The organism is Pseudomonas sp. T8, from assembly GCF_024610635.1.
Classification (GTDB): domain Bacteria; phylum Pseudomonadota; class Gammaproteobacteria; order Pseudomonadales; family Pseudomonadaceae; genus Aquipseudomonas; species Aquipseudomonas chlororaphis_I.
Genome location: NZ_CP102374.1, coordinates 3,440,844 through 3,459,270, shown reverse-complemented (window position 1 = coordinate 3,459,270; position 18,427 = coordinate 3,440,844). Strand labels below are relative to the sequence as shown.

The following is an 18,427-nucleotide window of genomic DNA, read 5'->3' as shown; positions in this document are numbered from 1 at the left end:
AACGAACCGAAAGTTTGCACTACTCACAAAAGCACCACAAAGCTATTACATACCCAATTTGCTGAAGCGTCGAAAGACGACTCGGCACACCGAATTTCTTGACGACCATAGAGCATTGGAACCACCTGATCCCATCCCGAACTCAGAAGTGAAACGATGCATCGCCGATGGTAGTGTGGGGTTTCCCCATGTGAGAGTAGGTCATCGTCAAGATTAAATTCCGAAACCCCAATTGCGAAAGCAGTTGGGGTTTTGTTTTTGTGCGACAAAAAATGCCTCATCCCCCGCAACACTCATGTTGGTCCTCTCAGCTGTCACCGCTGCGTGACAGTGCTAAGGTTCGGCCCTAGCTTTTGCATTTTCCAAGGAAGCCCTTATGCCGGACGCCACGTCCCTCAGCGCTGGTTTTATGGTGGTTCACGGTAACCGCCTGGACGAGTTGCGCAGCCTGGTGGTCAGCTGGATGCGGCGTTACCCCTTGGCGCCTCTGGAGAATGAGATCGCCCTGGTCCAGAGCAACGGCATTGCCCAATGGCTGAAGCTGGCACTGGCTGAGGATCCCGAGGAAGACGACATGGGCGGCTGCGGCATCGCCGCCGCCATCGACGTGCAACTTCCCGGCAGTTTCATGTGGCAGCTCTATCGCATGGTGCTGGGACGCGATGAAATCCCGCCCAAATCCCTGCTGGATAAAGCACCGCTGACATGGCGCCTGATGCGACTCTTGCCCGAGCTGATCGATCAGCCGCACTTCGAACCGCTACGACGTTTCCTTACTCACGACACGGATCTGCGCAAGCGCTATCAATTGGCCGAGCGCCTGGCTGACCTGTTCGACCAATATCAGGTTTATCGCGCCGACTGGCTGGAAGACTGGGCAGCAGGACGTCACCAACTGCGCAGTGCTCGAGGCGAGCCCAAGGCCCTGACCCCCGCCAACTGCTGGCAGGCCGAACTGTGGCGTGCGTTGTTGCTGGATGTGGGGGAAGAGGGTATGGCGCAGAGTCGCGCCGGCGTTCACCAACGTTTCATCGAACGTATTCTCAACCTGGAAAAGGCGCCACAAGGGTTGCCCTCGCGAGTGATCGTTTTCGGGATTTCCTCCCTGCCGGCACAAGCCCTTGAAGCCCTGGCTGGATTGGCCCGCTTCAGTCAGGTTTTGCTGTGTGTGCACAACCCCTGTCGTCACCATTGGGCAGATATCGTCGCCGACAAGGACCTGTTGCGCCATCAATACAAACGTCAGGCGCGCAAGGCGGGAATGCCCGCGGTGCTAGACCCACAGACCCTGCATCAGCATGCCCATCCGCTGCTCGCCGCCTGGGGTAAACAGGGTCGTGACTACATCAACCTGCTCGACAGCTACGACGATCCCAACAGCTATCGCTCAGCCTTTCGCGACGGTCGTATCGACCTGTTCAGCGAGAGCCAGCCGCAGACCCTGCTGAACCAGCTGCAGGACGATATTCTCGAATTACGCCCGTTGGAGGAGACTCGCCAATTATGGCCGGCGATCGATCTGCAACAGGACAAGTCGATCCGTTTTCACATTGCCCACAGTGCCCAGCGCGAAGTGGAAATTCTCCACGACCAACTGCTCGCGCGCTTCAGTGAGGACCCCGAATTACGTCCGCGAGATGTGATCGTGATGGTCCCGGACATCGACAGTTACGCGCCGCATATTCGCGCGGTCTTCGGTCAGCTGGAGCGTGACGATCGGCGTTTCATTCCATTCACCCTGACAGACCAGGGCCAGCGTGGCCGCGACCCATTGCTGATTGCCGTGGAGCATCTGCTCAAGCTGCCGGACAGCCGTTTCCCCGTCAGCGAAATCCTCGACCTGCTGGATGTCCCGGCATTACGCGCACGCTTTGCTGTGGATGAGGCCGATCTGCCGACCTTGCATCGCTGGATCGAAGGTGCCGGCATCCGCTGGGGCATGAACGCCGAACAACGGGCCGACCTGGGACTACCGGAAGAACTGGAGCAGAACAGCTGGCGTTTCGGCCTGCGCCGCATGTTGCTGGGCTACGCCGTGGGACGCTCCGATGCCTGTGAGGGAATCGAGCCTTACGATGAAATCGGTGGCCTGGACGCGGCACTTATCGGGCCGCTGGTGGCCTTGCTCGATGCACTGGAGACGGCGTATCAGAACCTCACCTTGCCGGCTTCGCCGCCACAGTGGGGCGAGCGCCTGCAAGCCCTCACACAGCAGTTCTTCCTGGCCAGTACCGAGCATGACGACTACCTGCTGAGCCAACTCGAAGACTTGCGCGAAACCTGGCTGGAAACCTGCGAGTCGGTCGGCCTGTGCGATGAGCTGCCGCTGACTGTGGTCCGCGAGGCCTGGCTGGCAGGCCTGGACCAGGGGCGTTTGTCCCAGCGCTTCCTGGCCGGTGCGGTGAACTTCTGCACGCTGATGCCGATGCGCGCGATTCCATTCAAGCTGGTATGCCTGCTGGGGATGAACGACGGCGACTACCCGCGGGCACAACCGCCGCTGGACTTCGACCTGATGGGCAGCGACTACCGCCCCGGCGACCGTTCGCGGCGTGAAGACGACCGTTACCTGTTGCTGGAGGCGCTGCTTTCGGCGCGGGATCAGTTGTATGTCAGTTGGGTCGGTCGCAGCATTCGCGACAACAGCGAACGCCCGGCTTCGGTGCTGATCGGCCAGTTGCGCGATCACCTGGCCAGTGGCTGGAAGCTGGCGAATGACCAGGACGACCTGCTCCACGCCATGACCCAGGAGCATCCGTTGCAACCTTTCAGTGCCCGCTATTTCCATGAGGGCGATGGACTGTTCAGTTATGCCCGTGAGTGGCAGCTGTTGCACCAGACCCAAGCGTCTCCTCAAGCGCTCGAGCCTCTGGCGCCCTATGTCCAGGAAGAGCCTTTAAGTCTGGGGCAATTGCAGGACTTCCTGCGCAACCCGGTGCGGCACTTCTTCAGCCAGCGCCTCAAGGTGTTCTTCGAGGCGGCCGACGCGCCCTTGGCCGACGAAGAGCCTTTTGTGCTCGACGCGTTGCAACGCTACAGCCTGAGCGACAGCCTGCTGGAGGCGGCGTTGAACAGTGCCGATGATCCGGACCAGGCCTTGCAGGCCCAGGCGCAGCGGCTACAGGCCAGTGGCTTGCTGCCCATGGCCGGTTTTGGCGAGAGCCTGCAAAGAGAACTGATCGAGCCCTTGCCGGATCTGCTGATGCGCTATCGGCAATTGCTGGAGTTATGGCCAATCCCCGTCACCAGCGCCCTGCCGATTACCCTTGAACTCAATGAGGTGAAACTCGAAGGCTGGTTGAGCGGCCTGCACCAACGCAGCGATGGTGGGTTGCTGTCGGTCACCACCATCCCCAACAGCATTGGCTCACTCAAGACCCGCAAGTGGCACCGCTTGACTCGTCCCTGGGTCAATCACCTGGTGGCCTGTGCCAGTGGTTATGTCTTGACCACCGCGCTGGTGGCCAGCGACGACACCTTATTGCTGTCACCTCTGGACCGCGAATCGGCGCTGCAAAGCCTGGGCGATTTGTTGCTGGCCTGGCAGGCGGGCATGTGCCAGCCGCTGCCGGTAGCCGTGAAAACCGCTTTTGCCTGGCTGGGCCAGAGCGACCCGGGCAAGGCCGAAGCCGCGGCGCGCAAAGCTTATGAAGGCGACGGCCAGACCAGCGATGGCGAGCGTCGGGAAAGCCCGGCCCTGGCGCGCCAGTACCCGGACTACAACGCGTTGATCGCCGATGAAACCTTCAGCGGCTGGGTTGAGGCGCTGTACCGCCCACTGTTGCAGGCGCCCTGGCGCTCCGCGGCCAATGGGGAGGCAGACGCATGACCCGGCAAGCACCTTTGGCCCTGGCGTTCCCGCTACGGGGCAGCCAACTGATCGAAGCCAGCGCCGGTACTGGCAAGACTTTTACCATCTCGGCGCTCTACCTGCGCCTGGTGCTGGGACACGGCGGCGAGCTGGCCGGGTTCGGCCGCGAGTTGTTGCCACCGCAGATTCTGGTGGTGACCTTCACCGACGCGGCGACCAAGGAGCTGCGTGAACGGATTCGCACCCGCCTGGCTGAAGCTGCGCGCTTCTTCCGCGAGGAAACCACCGCGCCCGACGCGCTGATTGCCGAGTTGCGCGATCAGTTCGCCGCCGAGCAATGGCCGGGTTGCGCCAGCCGCCTGGATATCGCCGCGCAATGGATGGACGAGGCCGCGGTCTCGACCATCCACAGTTGGTGCCAGCGCATGTTGCGCGAGCACGCGTTCGACAGCGGCAGCCTGTTTACCCAGACCCTGGAAACCGACCACAGCGATCTGCTGGGTGAAGTGCTGCGCGATTACTGGCGCCTGTTTTGCTACCCGATGCAGGGCGATGCACTGAACTGGGTACGGGCCAACTGGGGTGGACCCGCGGCCTTGCTGCCGAGGGTGCGTGCGCTGTTTGGCAGCGAGCGTGAAGTGGATCAGGAGCAGACGCCGGCTCAACTGATCGAAGCTTGTCTTTTGGAACGACGCGCCGCCCTGGTGCAGCTCAAGGCACCCTGGCTGCAATGGGCCGCGCAGCTGCGGGAGATCTGCTTGCAGGGCGTCGCCAGCAAGGCGGTCGATGGCCGCAAGATGCAGGCGCGTTACTTCGAGCCCTGGTTCGAAAAGATCACCGCCTGGGCCGAAGACGAGTCTATAGAGCAACTGGATATCGGCACCGGCTTCAGCCGCCTGACCCCCGAAGGCATGGCCGAGGCCTGGAAGGGCGATGCGCCGGATCATCCCGCACTGGAGGCCATGGTCGGGCTCAAGGCCGCGCTCGATGCCTTGCCGAGCCCCGACGCAGCGGTGTTGCAACACGCCGCGCGCTGGGTCGGTGCGCGTTTCGAAGAGGAAAAACGCCGGCGGGCCGAGATGGGCTTCGACGACATGCTGCTGCGCCTCGACGCCGCGTTGCAGGCCGAGGGTGGCGAGCGGCTGGCGACGCTGATTCGCGAGCAGTTCCCGGTAGCCCTGATCGACGAATTCCAGGACACCGACCCGGTGCAGTACCGGATCTTCGAAAGCATCTACCGCATCGAGGACAACAATCCCGAGACCGGTCTGTTCCTGATCGGCGACCCCAAGCAGGCGATCTACGCCTTCCGCGGCGCGGACATTTACACCTACCTGCGCGCTCGCCAGGCCACCAGCGGCCGCTTGCATACCCTGGGCACCAACTTCCGTTCCAGCCATGCCATGGTCAAGGCGGTGAACCACGTATTCGAGCGTGCCGAATCCCGTGAGCAAGGGCGCGGCGCGTTCCTGTTCCGGGAGAAAAACGGAGAGAACCCGGTGCCGTTTCTGTCGGTGGCATCCCAGGGGCGCAAAGAGCAGTTACAGAGAGAAGGGCAGGTGGTGCCGGCGCTGAATATCTGGCACCTGCCCACGGAGCAAGCCATTTCCGGTGCGCTGTACCGGCAGCAACTGGCGGCGGCCTGTGCCAGCGAAATTGTCGCCTTGCTCAACGGCGGACAGCAGGCCAGCGCCGGCTTCGTCCGCGACGGCCAGCCCTTCACGGGACTGCTGCCGGCGGACATCGCCATTCTGGTCCGCGATGGCAAGGAGGCTCAGGCTGTGCGTGGTGAGCTGGCTGCGCGCGGGGTGCGCAGCGTGTACCTGTCGGACAAGGACTCGGTATTCGCCGCCCAGGAAGCCCACGACCTGCTGGCCTGGCTCAAGGCCTGTGCCGAGCCGGATATCGAGCGCCCGTTGCGCGCCGCGCTGGCCTCCATCACCCTGAACCTGCCGCTGGTGGAGCTGGAGCGCCTGAACCAGGACGAATTGGCCTGGGAGAGCCGGGTCATGCAGTTCCGCGGTTATCGCCTGATCTGGCGCACCCAGGGTGTGCTGCCGATGCTGCGGCGCCTGTTGCATGACTTCCAGTTGCCCCAGGCGTTGATCGCCCGCAGCGATGGCGAACGGGTGCTGACCAACCTGCTGCACTTGTCCGAGCTGTTGCAGCAGGCGGCTGCCGAACTGGATGGCGAGCAAGCGCTGATCCGCCATCTGGCCGAGCACCTGGCCTTGTCCGGGCAGGCTGGCGAAGAACAGATCCTGCGCCTGGAAAGCGACGAACAGCTGGTCAAGGTGGTGACCATCCACAAGTCCAAGGGCCTGGAGTACCCGCTGGTGTTCCTGCCGTTCATCTGTTCGGCCAAGCCGGTGGATGGCAGTCGCCTGCCGCTGCATTACCACGACGAATCGGGCAAGGCCCAGGTGACGCTGCGACCGACCCCGGAGCTGATTGCCCAGGCCGACGACGAGCGTCTGGCCGAGGACCTACGTCTGCTCTACGTGGCTCTGACCCGTGCCCAGCATGCCTGCTGGCTGGGGGTCGCCGACCTCAAGCGCGGCAACCACAACAGCTCGGTATTGCACCTTTCTGCCTTGGGTTACCTGTTGGGCGGCGGTGCGCTGTTGAACGAGTCCAGTGGCCTGGCGCGCTGGCTGCAAGACCTGCAGCAAGGCTGCGAGGCCATGAGTGTCGGGGAAATGCCCAGCGCCACCGACAGCCGTTTCCATCCGCCACGCAACGACGCCACCCTGTTGGCGCCCCTGGCTCCCAAGCGGCGCGCCGCGGAAAACTGGTGGATCGCTTCCTATAGTGCCCTGCGTATCAGTGACAGCCTGGGCGCCGGCAATACCGAGGCGCCGGAAAGCCCGCAGGCGCAGAAACTCTTCGACGACGAGCGCCTCGACCCCGATGCCCCACGTGAAGTCGTGGCCAGCGGCGCGGATATCCATCGCTTCCCCCGTGGACCGAACCCGGGGACCTTCCTCCATGGCCTGCTGGAGTGGGCCGGTGACGAGGGGTTTGTCGCCGACCCCGTTGCTATCGAGGATGCCATCGGCCGGCGCTGTAATCGCCGCGGTTGGGAAGGCTGGATTCGGACCCTGAGCGATTGGTTGCGGCACCTGTTGCAACTGCCTTTGCCTGCCGGGGCGGGGCGGCCACCGGTGGTGCTCGCGCAGTTGAGCCAATACCGGGTCGAGATGGAATTCTGGTTCGCCAGCCACAAGGTCGACGTGCTCAAGCTCGACGAACTGGTGCGCCAGTACACCCATCAAGGCGTGCCGCGGGTGACCGCCGAACCGGTCCTGCTCAACGGCATGTTCAAGGGCTTTATCGACCTGACCTTCGAGCATGAAGGGCGCTATTACGTGGCCGACTACAAATCCAACTGGCTGGGCGTGGATGACGCCGCCTATACCGAGCAGGCCATGGAACAATCGATTCTCGACAACCGTTACGACCTGCAATACGTGCTGTACCTGCTGGCCCTGCATCGCCAGTTGCGCGCGCGCCTGGCGGACTACGATTACGACCGGCACATGGGCGGCGCCCTGTATCTGTTCTTGCGCGGCACGGGCTCGGCCAGCCGCGGCGTGTTTTTCACCCGGCCGCCCCGTGAGCTGATCGAGCGCCTGGACCGCTTGTTCCAGGGCAAACCTGAGCAGCCCAAGGCCGAGCCGGCGTGGGAACAGGGAGTATTGCTGTGATCGAGGATCTGCTGACGCCGCTGCAACCCCAGCCCCAGCCCGACCTGGCGCCCCTGGTACGGGCTGCCGATCTGCTGCTGTTGCTCGACCGTTGGGTCGAGCGCGGCTGGCTGCGCGCCCTGGACAAGGCTTTTGTAGGCTTCCTGCATGAACTGGAGCCGCAAGGCGATCCGCTGGTGCTGATGGCCGCGGCGTTGACCAGCCATCAACTGGGCCATGGTCATGTCTGCCTGGACCTGTTCGAAACCCTCAAGGAGCCGGATTTCGCCCTGTCCCTGCCGCCGGAAGGCGATCTGCAAAGCACCGCGGCGGTACTGCCGTCGCAGGTGCTGGCGACGCTGGACGGGGCGCATTGGTGCAAGGCCCTGGCGGCCAGTCGCCTGGTGGCGCTGGCGGCCGACCAGAGCGAGCAGGCCCGCCAGCGGCCTTTGGTGTTGTCGGGCAAACGCCTGTATCTGCGCCGCTACTGGGCCTATGAGCGGCGCATTGACAATGCCTTGCGCCAGCGCCTGGCGGTGCAGGAGGAAACCCCCGCGGATCTGGCCGAGCGCCTGGGCGGCCTGTTCGGGGCGGCTAAGGCGACGGGGCCGGTCGACTGGCAGAAACTCGCCTGTGCGCTGGCCACCCGTGGCGCCTTCAGCATCATTACCGGCGGGCCCGGTACCGGTAAAACCACGACCGTGGTGCGCCTGCTGGCCTTGCTTCAGGCGCCGGCTGTCGAAGCCGGCAAGCCTTTGCGTATCCGCCTCGCGGCGCCTACCGGCAAGGCGGCGGCGCGTCTGACCGAATCCATCAGCCTGCAAGTGCGTTCCCTGTCGGTCGATGACAGCGTGCGCGAGAAGATCCCCAGCGACGTGACCACGGTGCACCGGCTGCTGGGCAATCGTCCGGGCACCCGGCACTTCCGCCATCACGCCGGCAACCGCTTGCCGCTGGATGTGCTGGTGGTCGACGAAGCCTCGATGATCGACCTGGAGATGATGGCCAATCTGCTCGATGCGTTGCCGGTGCACGCGCGCCTGGTGTTGCTCGGCGACAAGGATCAATTGGCCTCGGTGGAAGCCGGTGCGGTGCTTGGCGATCTGTGCCGCGATGCCGAGGCCGGCTGGTACAGCCCGCAGACCCGCAACTGGCTAGAGGCCGTCAGCGGCGAACAATTGGCGGACAGCGGTCTGCAGGAAGACAACGTCGGTACTCACCCGCTGGCCCAGCAGGTGGTGATGCTGCGCCACTCCCGGCGGTTCGGCGAAGGCAGCGGTATCGGCCAGCTGGCACGCTGGGTCAACCAGCAGCAGGCCGAGGAAGCGCGCCGCCTGTTGGCCGCCCGCAGCCACGCCGACCTGTATGGCTTGAGCCTCAAGGGCGAGCAGGATCGCGCCCTGGAGCGCTTGCTGCTGGAGGGCCACGGTGACGGGCCGCAGGGTTACCGGCATTACCTGAGCCTGCTGCGCGGCCAGCGCCCGCCTGCCGATACCGCGCTGGAAGATCCGCGCTGGACCGCCTGGGCCCGCGATGTGCTGCAGGCCTTCGACCAGTTCCAGTTGCTCTGCGCGGTGCGCAAGGGGCCTTGGGGGGTCGAGGGCTTGAACCAGCGGATCACCGCTGCCCTGTTCAAGGCGCGGCTGATCGAAAGCGATCAGCAATGGTATGAAGGTCGTCCGGTGCTGATGACCCGCAACGATTACGGCCTGGGCCTGATGAATGGCGATATCGGCATTGCCCTGAAGCTGCCCGAGCACGAAGGCGCGCAGGACGGGCGGCGGGTGCTGCGGGTGGCCTTCCCGCGCAATGACGGCCAGGGTGGCGTGCGTTTCGTGCTGCCGAGCCGGCTCAATGATGTGGAAACCGTGTACGCCATGACCGTGCACAAATCCCAGGGTTCGGAATTCGCCCACACCGCGCTGATCCTGCCCGAGGCGCTGAACCCGGTGCTGACCAAGGAGCTGATCTACACCGGCATCACCCGGGCCAAGGACTGGTTCAGCCTGATCGAGCCGCGGGCCGGGGTGTTCGAGGAGGCGGTGCGGCGCAAGGTCAAGCGCCTGAGCGGGTTGATGCTCGATCTGGGTTGAGCGCCGGGCGGCTGGCGCTCAGCACGCGATCAGAGCGCCGCGGCCAGCGCCGTTGCGCTGGGCTGCTCGAGCCCCATGAAGCGCCTGACCCGCTCTCCGGCTTCTTCTTCGCGGATCGCCCGCGGGCTGGCGTCCAGCTGGATATTGCCGCCCTCCATAAAGATCACTCGATCGGAAATCGACAGGGCGAAGTCCATCTCGTGGGTGACGATCAACATGGTCATGCCTTCTCTGGCCAGGTCGCGAATCACATTCAACACATCGCCCACCAGCTCCGGGTCGAGGGCCGAGGTCGGCTCGTCGAAGAGCATGATCTGCGGCTCCATCGCCAGGGCCCGGGCAATCGCCACGCGCTGCTGCTGGCCGCCGGACAGCTGGTGCGGGTACTTGTGGGCGTGGGCCAGCAGGCCGACCTTGTCCAGCAAGGCGTAGGCCTGCTGTTCGCTCAAGGCCTTGCTGCTGCCGTGGTAACGCGGCGCCAGGCAGATGTTGTCGAGGATGCAGCGATGGGGGAACAGGTTGAAATTCTGGAAGACCATGCCGATGTGCCGCACGCCCTCGCGCACCTGCGGGCTGTTGAGGTTGTCGCCGGCGCTGATGAAGCTGTTGCCGAACAGCACGATCTCGCCCTGGTCGATGCGCTCCAGGCCGTTGATGGTACGGATCAGCGAGGTCTTGCCCGAGCCGGACGGACCGATGATGGAAATCACCTGGCCGCTGGCGACGTTCAGGTCGACGCCCTTGAGCACCTGATGATCGCCGTAGCGCTTGTGGATGTTTTGCAGCTGCAGGGCCGGGGCGCTGCCGGCCACCGCTGTTGGACGCGGGCGGGCGTGCAGCGGTTGCGCCTGCTGCCGGAGCCACTCGGTGCCGGCGTCGTCCAGGGTTTGTGGCGTGCGCAGGTTCAGGTCCAGATGGTGTTCCAGGCGCTGCAGCAGCCAGGCGAACAGGGTGACGATCAGCACGTAGTACACCGCCACCGCGGCCAGGGTTTCCATCACCAGGAAGTTCTGTGCGTACAGGCGCTGGCCGACGGTGAGCAATTCGGTCAGGGAGATCACTGAGATCAGCGAGGTCAGCTTGACCACGGTGATGTACTCGTTGATCAGGGTCGGCAAGGAAATGCGGAAGGCCTGGGGGATGACGATCAGCCGTTGCAGGCCGACCAGGCCGATCCCCAACGCACGACCGGCTTCCTTCTGCCCCTTGGCCACCGAGATCAGCCCGCCGCGGTGGATTTCCGCCATGTACGCCGCTTCGGTCACCACCAGGGCGAGCAGCCCCGAGTAGAAGGGGTTGGACAGCACCGAGCCGGTGGCCGGAAACAGCTGGGGCAGGTTATAGACGAAGACCACCAGCACCAGCAGCGGGATGCTACGAAAGAACCAGATGTACAGCGCTGCCGGGGTTCTGAGCCAGGCGGCGCTGGAGAGTTTGGCCGACGCCAGGAGAAAGCCCAGCAGCATGCCGATGAACCAGGCCAGGGCGCTGAGCTGGACCACGGTGACGCTGGCGTGCCAGAAGCTGGGCAGGGAAAACAGGGAGAAGAAGTAGGACCAGTCGAATTGCATAAATACCTCAGGCGGCTTCGGATCGCAGGCATCAGGACGGGCGTCGTGCGCTCGATCAGGGGCCGGTCACGGGCGCATCCATGCGCCGCAGTGGCTTGTCAGTCAGTCACGGGTTCGAGGTTGTATTTGCCGAGGATCGCGGCATATTCGCCGTTCCTGCGGCTCTCGGCGAAGGCTTCCTGCAGCGCCTTGTAGGTGGCGTCGTTGCCTTTCTTGACGAAGATGCCGAGGGTCTGCTGATAGATCAGGTGCTGGCTGGTGACGACCACCCGGCCCTTGGTGCGTTCGGCGATCATCTTCGCCGCGCCGGCGATTTCCACCTGGGCCTGGATGTTCTTCGACAGCAGGGCCTGGGTCACTTCAGGTGCCGAGGGGTATTCGCTGACGCTGATCGCGCCCTTGTTGTTCGGCACGCAGTAGTCGCTGGAGAGCTTCTGCAACTGGCCGACCCAGGTGGTGCCCTGTTCCAGGCCGACTTTCAGGCCGCACAGGTCTTCAGGGGTTTGCGGATTCAGGCCGCTGTCCTTGGACGCCATGATCGCCGCGCCGGTTTTCGCATAGGCGATGGTCATGGCCTGGGTCTGCCGCTCCGGGGTGATGTACATGCCGGAAATGATCGCGTCGTAGCGACCGGCGTTGAGGCCGAGGATCAGGCTGGGGAACTTGGTGTCGACGAACTCGGCCTTGGCGTTCAGATGCCTGGCCAGGGCGTGGGCCAGTTCCGGGTCGGAGCCGACCACGTTCTTCTCGCTGTCATAGGACTCGAACGGCGGGTAGGTGATTTCCATGCCGATCTTCAACTGGCCGGGTGTCGCGGTCGAGGCCAGGCCGGCAGTGGCGCACAACAGGCCGGCGGTGAGCAGGGTCAGGCGAGCAACGTTGTTTTTGTTAAGCATCGTGGGTCTCTCCAGGGGATGGAAGCAAAGGGCGAAAGGGGTGTCAGGACGCTTGCGACTGATGTTTCAGGTGGCCGAAGCTCGAAGGCTTGCGGGCTTTTTCCGGCAAGCGGATCTCGCCGTTCTCCACGCGTTTGCGCAGGTACTGATAGGTCTGCAGGGCCTGACCATACATGTGTTCGCCGATGGCGATCTGCTCATAGTCGTCCGAGGCCTTGGCGAACTGCGGCAAAGGCTTGATCAGGGTGTGGAAGTCGCAGGCGTAGAACAGCGGGAACGAGTAGCGCTCCTCGCTGACCGTGCGCACCCGGTGGGCGGTGGCGACAAAGGCGCCGGCGGTCATCACTTCCAGCATGTCGCCGATGTTCACCACGAAGGCATCGGCAAGGGGCGGGGCGTCGATCCACTGGCCCAGGTTGTTCATCACCTCCAGGCCCGGCTTGTCGGCCAGCAGGATGGTGAAGCATTCGTAGTCGGTGTGGGCGCCGATGCCGGGGGCATCCTGGGCCGCGTCGTCGAAGGGGTAATGGATCAGGCGCAGCTTGGAAGGCGGGCGGGTGACCAGGGCGTCGAAGTAGTTTTCTTCCAGGCCCAGGGCCAGGGCAAACCCGCTGAACAGGCGCCTGCCGAGGGCGAAGATGGCCGCGTAATAGGCCTGTACCGCCTCCTTGAAACCGGGCAGCGCCGGCCATTCGTTCGGCCCCAGCAGCGGCGTGTTGGCCAGGACCAGGGGATCGTCGGCCGGTACTTCGAAGCCGATGTCGAAGGCCTCCTTGTGATCCGGCTTGCCCTTGGAATACACCTCCTCGCCTTCGGGGACGAAACCCTTGTGGCTTTTCGAGGTGCCGATGTAGTGCTGCATCTTGGTGTCCAGGGGCTGGGCGAAATAGTCCCTGGCGGCCTGACGCAAATCGGCGATCAACTGTGGGTCGATGCCATGGCTGGTGATATAGAGAAAGCCCACTTCGCTGGCGGCTGCTCCCAACTGCTCGGCGACGGCCAGCCGGTGTTCCAGCTCGATGCTGAACAGGCCGGCGATGTCCACCACCGGGATGTGCTTGAAGTTGGCCTTGGCCGGGGTGTTGTCGATCTTCTCGGGCATGACGCAAGAACCTCACGGACGGGTTGAGTGGGTGAAGCGGTCGAAGTGTTCGCGCTCGGTCCTGGCCATCCACTGGTTCAGCGACCAGAGGTCGGCCACCGGCACGTTGGTGAAGGGCAGGTGATGCAGGTAGCCGTCGGCGCCGAACTCCGGGGTCAGGGTGCTGACCTGGTAGCCACGGGCCTTTTGCGAATGCCAGACGGCCTCCCAGTGTTGCTGGTGGAACGCCAGTTCACGGGCATATTCCGGGGCGGCGGGGTGCGGGACTTGCGGCCCCTGGTCATAACCGACCCGGGCCTGGATGTGGTGAACGCGCTCGACGAAGGGGGCCAGGTCATCGAAAGGATCGTCCAGCAGGCGTTCGCAGGTGACGACCCAATGGCTGATATCGCTGGTGAAGCGCAGATCGGGCAATTGCCGGATCAGCTCCAGGGTGACCCAGGGGTTGAACAGCGAGCGGGCACGGTGAGTCTCGAAGCTGCAGAACTGGCCATGCTTGCGCGCCAGTTCCATGGCCTGGCCGAAGAACTCGACTTGTTGCGCCAGGGGCCAGCGATCGTTGCCGGCCAGGACATTGACGAAGCGCGGTGCCAGCTCGGCGGCCCAGGCGAGTTTGCGGTCCAGGTCCAGCAGGTGTTCCTGGAACGTGGCCGACTGTTTGGGCAGGACGTCGTAGGCGGTGAAAACGGTGCAGATATAGCCGAGGCGATTGTCCCGCAGGAAAGTGCCGAATTCGCCGCGTTCACGAGCTTGCAAAGGCAGGCGGGCTTCCATACCGTCGAAGCCGGCGGCCAGCAGTTCGTCGAGTGCCTGGGCCTTGCTGGCGGTATAGCCCCAGAGTGTGCGGAATATTTCCAGTTGCATCGGCTAACCTCAAAGATGTCTTGGGCTACTCATGGCACCGCAGCGGCGTGTGGCCGAGGCGGCGATACTGGGCAGTAGCAAAAGACATTCCTTGAGCCGGATCTCTGCGGATCCGATCTCACCGAGGGGGCCTGGATGGCTCACTCTCTGGCGCCGATCTTAAGCAGGCGATGCAGGCATGAAGAATAGGAAGGCTCAAATCGTTACTTCATTTTTTTCTAAACCAATAGCCTGCTACCCATGCCTGGGAGCCTCGCGGGGGGGTCCCCTGCTGTGCTATCGTTGCGGCATCATTGTATGACGATCAAAGAGAATCCCTGCATGAACGTGGCTGTCTCGGCGACAGAGCGCTTTTTGGGCTGGAGGCAGGTATTGCTGTCCACCCTGGTCTGTCTGCTGAGCACTTTTGCCGTCGCGCAACCCGAGCCTGCGGCTGTCAGCCTGGCAGACCAGCGCGCCAAGGCAGTAACTCAGGTGGTGCTGGGCATTCTCAGCTATGCGCGCTGGCCGGTGGAGCCGGCACAGCTGCGCCTGTGCGTGGTGGGGCCGACCGAATACACCGACGATCTGGTCAAGGGCACGACCCAGGCCACCGGCCGCCCGGTCCTGGTGCGGCGCTTGCTGGCCGACAACCCAGCCATCGTCAGCGAGTGCGACTCGGTGTACATCGGTAAGCTGACCGATGACCAGCGTGCCCGCCTGTTCACTTCCCTGGCCGGTCATCCGGTGCTGAGCATCAGCGAAGGCGGCGACCAGTGCACGGTGGGCAGTCTGTTCTGCCTGCGTGTCAGAGACAACCAGGTGTCATTCGAGGTCAACCTGGATTCAGTGGCCCGCAGTGGTGTGCGGATTCATCCGAGCGTGCTGCAACTCTCCCGTCGTCGACCGGCGGCGCCATGAGTCTCTTCAAATCGCCTGTTCGCCCTACCTTGCGTTCGGTCATTGGCCGCGGGCATCTGATTGTCGCCCTGCTGGCCATTTCCATGGCCAGCCTGTCCCTGACCCTGCTCGGGGTGTTGGCATTGCGGGTGTATGCCGATCACAACCTGCACCTGATCGCGCGTTCGATCAACTACACGGTCGAAGCGGCGGTGGTGTTCAACGACAGCGCCGCGGCGACCGAAGCCCTGGCCCTGATCGCCTCCACCGAAGAAGTGGCCGAGGCCCAGGTGCTCGATGCCCGGGGCCGGGTGCTGGCCCACTGGGAGCGTCCGGAAACCGGTTTGCTGAGCGACCTGCAAATGCAGATCGCCCGCGCCTTTCTCGAGAAGCCCATCACGGTGCCGATCATGTATCAGGGCCAGGAGATCGGCAGTGTTGCCTTGACCGGGCACGGTGGCAGCCTGTTGCGCTTCCTGCTCAGTGGGTTGGTGGGGATTGTCCTGTGCATCGCGGTGAGCGCCTGGGTGGCGCTGTACCTGGCGCGCCGCCAGTTGCGCGGCATTACCGGGCCGCTGCGCAGCCTGGCCGATGTGGCCCATGCCGCGCGCCGCGAGCGGGCATTCGACGTGCGGGTACCGCCGGCAAAGATTGCCGAGCTGGATAACCTGGGCAACGACTTCAATGCCTTGCTCGATGAGCTGGAGGCCTGGCAAACCCATTTGCAGAGTGAAAACGAAACCCTGGCCCACCAGGCCAGCCACGACAGCCTGACCGGGTTGCCGAACCGGGCGTTTTTCGAGGGCCGGCTGATCCGCGCGCTGCGCAGCGCCAGCAAGCTCAATGAACGGGTCGCGGTGCTGTTTCTCGACAGCGACCGCTTCAAGGGCATCAACGACAACTTCGGTCACGCCGCCGGCGACGCGGTGCTGATGGCGGTGGCATCGCGGGTGCGGGCGCAGTTGCGCGAGGAAGACCTGGTGGCGCGCCTGGGGGGCGACGAGTTCGCCATTCTGCTGACCCCGCTGCACCGCATCGAGGACGCCGAGCGTATCGCCGAAAAAATCATCGCCAGCATGGAGCTGCCGATTGCCTTGCCAGGCAGTACTTCGGTGCTGACGTCGCTCAGTATCGGGATTGCCGTCTACCCTGATCATGGCACCACCCCGGGTGCTCTGCTCAACGCCGCCGATGCGGCGATGTATCAGGCCAAGCGTGTCTCTCGAGGCGGGCAACACACCGCGGGGTCGGAGCCCCCCGTCGTTCACGTTCAATCCAGGAGCTAATTCTTTGTTTTCATTGACTCGACCTTTCATGCGACTTTTCACCGCCGGCCTGTTGCTGGCGCTGCTTTCATTGACCGGCTGCCAGAGCGTGCCGCCCAAGGGGCTGACCCCGCAACAAGTGGCGGTGCTCAAGCAGGAGGGCTTTGAGCTGACGGATGAAGGTTGGGCCTTCGGCCTGTCCGGCAAGGTGCTGTTCGGCAGTGATATCGAGACTCTGAATGCCGCCAGTACCGAGATCGTCGAGCGCATCGGCAAGGCCCTGGTCAGCGTGCACATCGACAAGGTCCGGGTCGATGGCCACACCGATGCCTCCGGCAGGGAAACCTATAACCAGCAACTGTCCCTGCGTCGGGCGAAAAGCGTGAGCAAGGTGCTGGTGGCCACGGGCATGCGTGAAGAAAACATCCAGCTGCGCGGCCTCGGCAGCAGCGAACCGGTAGCCTCCAACAGCACGGTGGCCGGGCGTACCGAAAACCGTCGCGTCTCGATCGTGGTCATCGCCGACTAATAGGCGAACACCATTGCCTGGGTCTGCCCCATCAGCAGGCCCTGATTCTGTTCAGTCACGTTGCTGATGTAGTCCCACAGTAGGGGACGCTTGAGTTTGCGCAGCTCTTCGCAGCGTTGTTGGCAGCTTAGGGCCGGAAAGGGTCAGACTCGCCCGGACACTTCTTCAACCGAGCAATAACGTCAGGAGCTGTTCTTTCAATATCGACCCTACCGGTCCTATCGAGGTAGATGTCTATCGTTGCCCAGCGCTTAGGTGTGATGTCGATGCATTTCCGTAAACCTCTGTCGGTCCACCAAAAGAACACCATGAAGAAGTTCTCATCAGGGAACACATGACCAAGCTCAGATGTAGCTTCCCCTGGTAGCATCCGCTGCCGCGTAATCTGGTCGTGCGTGTCCCAAATTAAGCGCAGTTCGTCCGTGGCCTCTTTAGGGTAATGGACAATTACGCCGGGAATAGCGAAGTACCAAGCCACCAGCGGAGCTATTAATAGGAAAAGGAACAAGTAACGAGCCTTAAATTTTCTTGCATTTGTGCTCAATGACACCTGCTCCCCATTCCTGTGGCGTAACTGCAAGAACCTCATCCATAACCATTTTTGCTGTTATCCCACCATTGGGATGTTGGTTAAAGAGTTTAATGCCGATACTAATAGATATACGGTCTGGGTCGTCGTCCCAGGCACGGAGTCCGTCAACATTTTCAGCCCGGTGAGGTCCTCGGTGTTTCCGTCTTTCTGGTGGTTTCGTTATATCCGTGACCTTCCCCCAGGAGTCTGAAACTATCTGCTCGGCTCCTGCCCCATCCGCAAGTACGCTCTCGGAAAATCCCGCAACGCGGCCCACATAGCCATAGTGGACGTTCGACCAGATATCATAAAAATAGTCGTACTTTCCTTGTTTATGCCAAAGCCCACCAAATGCCGCACGAATTTTCGGCTTGTGGTCCCAAGGTCGATCCTGGCCCACTCGCTCAGTCCAGATAGCAAAAGCCTTGGCTTTCTTTCCCAGAGCCAAGTTGTAGAAGTCTGGGCCAGGGCCAAGCCTCATGTAGAACGGAAGCTCAGCGTACTTACGTGTTTCCGCTGCCGGATCAAAGCAATTCAAGTCCTGCATCTGTCGCACAGACGGGCTGTTGATGTTGCGGTTCATCTCGTCGGCAATGTAGCTTGCCAGTTCTTCCATGCGGTCGGGGTCAGTACAAACCTTCTCCTCTGGCTTCTCCTCAGGCGCCTTAGAGGCCGCATTGGGATCGACCAAAGCATTTGCAGCGGTAGCCTTCTCCATCAGCCTCGGGTCGGCCAGCAAGGTTGTCATCTTTTCATCGTCCACCGAGCCATCCGGGCGAAGCACGCCGAGTGCTGCGAAGTTGATGATGGCAGCCCCAGGAGCGGGCCCCATGACAAAACCACCGAAAGTATCACCCGACCCCGTAATGATTGTCCCACCGTGACTGGTGGGGCTCCCTAAGTGGGCCATGGGACGACCATTCAGGATGATCGAGGGAAACCCCGTGGTGATGACCGCGCCACAACCGCAAGTGTCACCGACTCGGGCTGCTCCCATGAAGTTGATGTTGATGTCAGCAGAAGCGCAAGCAATAGGAGTAGTGCCGTGACCGGGAAGAGGACAGACGTGTTTGTCGCCCAGGCGAGCAGAAGAGAGCATTTATCGTCCTTGCATTAGCTGATCCGCGAGGCTCTTTGTCGAGCTTCGCGAACCTAGCAAG

The 18,427-nt window shown here is 62.9% G+C and carries 12 protein-coding genes, 1 rRNA gene and 1 pseudogene; 7 read left to right on the top strand and 7 right to left on the bottom strand.

The window, feature by feature from the left end; translation table 11 throughout:
* Positions 1 to 97: 97 nt before the first annotated feature.
* The 4 genes from rrf to recD all read left to right on the top strand — a co-directional run bounded on the left by rrf (position 98) and on the right by recD (position 9,590).
* Positions 98 to 213 (top strand): 5S ribosomal RNA (gene rrf / locus NRG23_RS15560).
* Between the two features lie 163 nt (positions 214 to 376).
* Complete coding sequence (gene recC / locus NRG23_RS15555) at positions 377 to 3,829, top strand: exodeoxyribonuclease V subunit gamma (protein ID WP_257375038.1); 3,453 nt, start codon at positions 377 to 379, stop codon at positions 3,827 to 3,829.
* A complete protein-coding gene (gene recB, locus NRG23_RS15550) occupies positions 3,826 to 7,518 on the top strand; it encodes an exodeoxyribonuclease V subunit beta (protein ID WP_257375037.1) in 3,693 nt (1,230 codons plus the stop codon). The genes recC and recB overlap by 4 nt, the downstream gene beginning before the upstream one ends.
* A complete protein-coding gene (recD, locus tag NRG23_RS15545) occupies positions 7,515 to 9,590 on the top strand; it encodes an exodeoxyribonuclease V subunit alpha (RefSeq protein WP_257375036.1) in 2,076 nt (691 codons plus the stop codon). Before recB ends, recD begins: the two co-directional genes overlap by 4 nt.
* Before the next feature lie 29 nt (positions 9,591 to 9,619).
* Here the strand turns inward: recD and NRG23_RS15540 are convergent, their stop codons facing one another.
* The 4 genes from NRG23_RS15540 to NRG23_RS15525 form a co-directional block, all read right to left on the bottom strand.
* Positions 9,620 to 11,161, bottom strand: a complete 1,542-nt coding sequence (locus NRG23_RS15540) for an amino acid ABC transporter permease/ATP-binding protein (protein WP_257375035.1) — start codon at positions 11,159 to 11,161, stop codon at positions 9,620 to 9,622.
* A gap of 98 nt (positions 11,162 to 11,259) precedes the next feature.
* Positions 11,260 to 12,057 carry an ABC transporter substrate-binding protein gene (locus NRG23_RS15535; RefSeq protein WP_016704199.1) on the bottom strand — a complete coding sequence of 266 codons (798 nt, stop codon included), beginning with the start codon at positions 12,055 to 12,057 and terminating at the stop codon, positions 11,260 to 11,262.
* A gap of 43 nt (positions 12,058 to 12,100) precedes the next feature.
* Positions 12,101 to 13,159 (bottom strand): isopenicillin N synthase family oxygenase, encoded by a 1,059-nt coding sequence (locus tag NRG23_RS15530; protein ID WP_257375034.1) that lies wholly within the window; start codon positions 13,157 to 13,159, stop codon positions 12,101 to 12,103.
* Positions 13,160 to 13,171: 12 nt separating this feature from the next.
* The gene (locus NRG23_RS15525) at positions 13,172 to 14,023 is read right to left on the bottom strand and encodes a sugar phosphate isomerase/epimerase (protein ID WP_016704197.1); all 852 of its coding nucleotides are present in this window, start codon (positions 14,021 to 14,023) and stop codon (positions 13,172 to 13,174) included.
* 321 nt (positions 14,024 to 14,344) lie between these two features.
* Between NRG23_RS15525 and NRG23_RS15520 the strand changes: the two genes are divergently transcribed.
* From NRG23_RS15520 to NRG23_RS15510, 3 genes are read left to right on the top strand one after another with little or no spacing between them, the layout of a single operon-like run.
* Positions 14,345 to 14,923 carry a YfiR family protein gene (locus NRG23_RS15520; RefSeq protein WP_028681599.1) on the top strand — a complete coding sequence of 193 codons (579 nt, stop codon included), beginning with the start codon at positions 14,345 to 14,347 and terminating at the stop codon, positions 14,921 to 14,923.
* Positions 14,920 to 16,188, top strand: a complete 1,269-nt coding sequence (locus tag NRG23_RS15515; protein ID WP_009046849.1) for a diguanylate cyclase domain-containing protein — start codon at positions 14,920 to 14,922, stop codon at positions 16,186 to 16,188. The genes NRG23_RS15520 and NRG23_RS15515 overlap by 4 nt, the downstream gene beginning before the upstream one ends.
* Before the next feature lie 28 nt (positions 16,189 to 16,216).
* Complete coding sequence (locus NRG23_RS15510) at positions 16,217 to 16,696, top strand: OmpA family protein (RefSeq protein ID WP_151263569.1); 480 nt, start codon at positions 16,217 to 16,219, stop codon at positions 16,694 to 16,696.
* Here NRG23_RS15510 and NRG23_RS15505 read toward each other — a convergent pair.
* From NRG23_RS15505 to NRG23_RS15495, 3 genes and pseudogenes are all read right to left on the bottom strand, one after another.
* A pseudogene (locus tag NRG23_RS15505) lies at positions 16,693 to 16,806 on the bottom strand (LysR family transcriptional regulator); the annotation flags it as partial. The gene NRG23_RS15510 and the pseudogene NRG23_RS15505 overlap by 4 nt on opposite strands.
* 17 nt (positions 16,807 to 16,823) lie before the next feature.
* Positions 16,824 to 17,285 carry a hypothetical protein gene (locus tag NRG23_RS15500; RefSeq protein ID WP_052107431.1) on the bottom strand — a complete coding sequence of 154 codons (462 nt, stop codon included), beginning with the start codon at positions 17,283 to 17,285 and terminating at the stop codon, positions 16,824 to 16,826.
* The gene (locus NRG23_RS15495; protein WP_257375032.1) at positions 17,215 to 18,366 is read right to left on the bottom strand and encodes a polymorphic toxin type 44 domain-containing protein; all 1,152 of its coding nucleotides are present in this window, start codon (positions 18,364 to 18,366) and stop codon (positions 17,215 to 17,217) included. Before NRG23_RS15495 ends, NRG23_RS15500 begins: the two co-directional genes overlap by 71 nt.
* Positions 18,367 to 18,427 lie beyond the last annotated feature (61 nt).

Bases quoted from the DNA above. Each gene is read 5' to 3' on its own strand.
- recC (WP_257375038.1), top strand. From the start codon at position 377: ATGCCGGACGCCACGTCCCTCAGCGCTGGTTTTATGGTGGTTCACGGT.
- recB (WP_257375037.1), top strand. From the start codon at position 3,826: ATGACCCGGCAAGCACCTTTGGCCCTGGCGTTCCCGCTACGGGGCAGC.
- NRG23_RS15540 (WP_257375035.1), bottom strand. From the start codon at position 11,161: ATGCAATTCGACTGGTCCTACTTCTTCTCCCTGTTTTCCCTGCCCAGC.
- NRG23_RS15535 (WP_016704199.1), bottom strand. From the start codon at position 12,057: ATGCTTAACAAAAACAACGTTGCTCGCCTGACCCTGCTCACCGCCGGC.
- NRG23_RS15530 (WP_257375034.1), bottom strand. From the start codon at position 13,159: ATGCCCGAGAAGATCGACAACACCCCGGCCAAGGCCAACTTCAAGCAC.
- NRG23_RS15525 (WP_016704197.1), bottom strand. From the start codon at position 14,023: ATGCAACTGGAAATATTCCGCACACTCTGGGGCTATACCGCCAGCAAG.
- NRG23_RS15520 (WP_028681599.1), top strand. From the start codon at position 14,345: ATGAACGTGGCTGTCTCGGCGACAGAGCGCTTTTTGGGCTGGAGGCAG.
- NRG23_RS15515 (WP_009046849.1), top strand. From the start codon at position 14,920: ATGAGTCTCTTCAAATCGCCTGTTCGCCCTACCTTGCGTTCGGTCATT.
- NRG23_RS15510 (WP_151263569.1), top strand. From the start codon at position 16,217: ATGCGACTTTTCACCGCCGGCCTGTTGCTGGCGCTGCTTTCATTGACC.
- NRG23_RS15500 (WP_052107431.1), bottom strand. From the start codon at position 17,285: ATGAGGTTCTTGCAGTTACGCCACAGGAATGGGGAGCAGGTGTCATTG.
- NRG23_RS15495 (WP_257375032.1), bottom strand. From the start codon at position 18,366: ATGCTCTCTTCTGCTCGCCTGGGCGACAAACACGTCTGTCCTCTTCCC.